Here is a 1023-nt window from a genome sequence, read left to right on the forward strand (position 1 = left end):
GTCAGACGCTATTAGTCAAGCTTGAAAGCTCATCAACACAACAGAGCAAGGCTTTGATCCTTGTCAGTCCGACTAATAGAAGCACAGCTCAAATCCCAGCAGACAAAGGCAGCATCAATACCGAAATACTATTAGGCACCTTAGCAAAACTGCTACCGAAGCAACTGTCTCTTGGTACCGGCTTCGCTGCCCTGAATGAGATGAGTAAAGCGACTTCGCAAACGCCGCCCATTTCTCAAAATCAAACAAAGGTAGCCAGCGCTCAACAAACCCAGCTCTCCCCTACACAAGGCTCATCGCCGCTTACTCGAAAAGTTGCGCTAGAAAGCATCGCAACACTGATCAAATCTCTTCCTCACGCAGAGCAGATCTCTCAAGCCAGCCGTCAAGGCGACACTCTAAGCTCTCCTGACACAATTAGAAACGCCTTAAAACACAGCGGTCTTTTCATGGAGTCACAGCTCAGTAACACCACCAACAAACAACAAATACTCGAGCAACTCCAAAACCTCAAAACCTTGAACAAAATAGCATTAGCGCAAGCAGACCAGACCAAACCTACTGCCAATAACCCGCTTTCTGGAACCCCCTCTCCTCAAAATACCAACCAAACAAGCTCTGCAGTCACGAAGCAAGCACTAGACATGCTGCAGCAACTTGTAAAGCAACATAGCAACACGGCAGCCGATCCAAGCCAAGACAAGACAATATCAAGCGATTTAAAAGCGACCCTGCTAGGCATTAGCCGAAACTTATTACCTGCCGCAAATAGCAGCGGCGAACAAAACCAGGCGATAGAGAAACTCCTTGGCAGCCTTTTAGAGCCTGAACTATTAACAACTCCCTTTAATTTTCCGCGCATCCAGTCCGACACAACAGCGAAGGCCAAAGCTCTTTTTGCCGAGCAAGAGTTTTCTACCGGGCAGCTTTTGAAAATACTTGCCGGAATGCTTAATCGTATTCAGTTCAACCAGTTGAACAGCCTCTTTCAAAGCCAAACCAGTGACGGCAATACACTTCAAT

1 protein-coding gene is annotated in these 1023 nt (G+C 47.1%); it reads left to right on the plus strand.

Features of this window, described 5'->3' with window-relative positions:
* Nucleotides 1–1023 (plus strand): hypothetical protein (locus tag A3756_RS28150; RefSeq protein ID WP_197481458.1); only part of this gene is annotated, 1023 nt, incomplete at both ends.

This window comes from Oleiphilus sp. HI0086 (assembly GCF_001635225.1).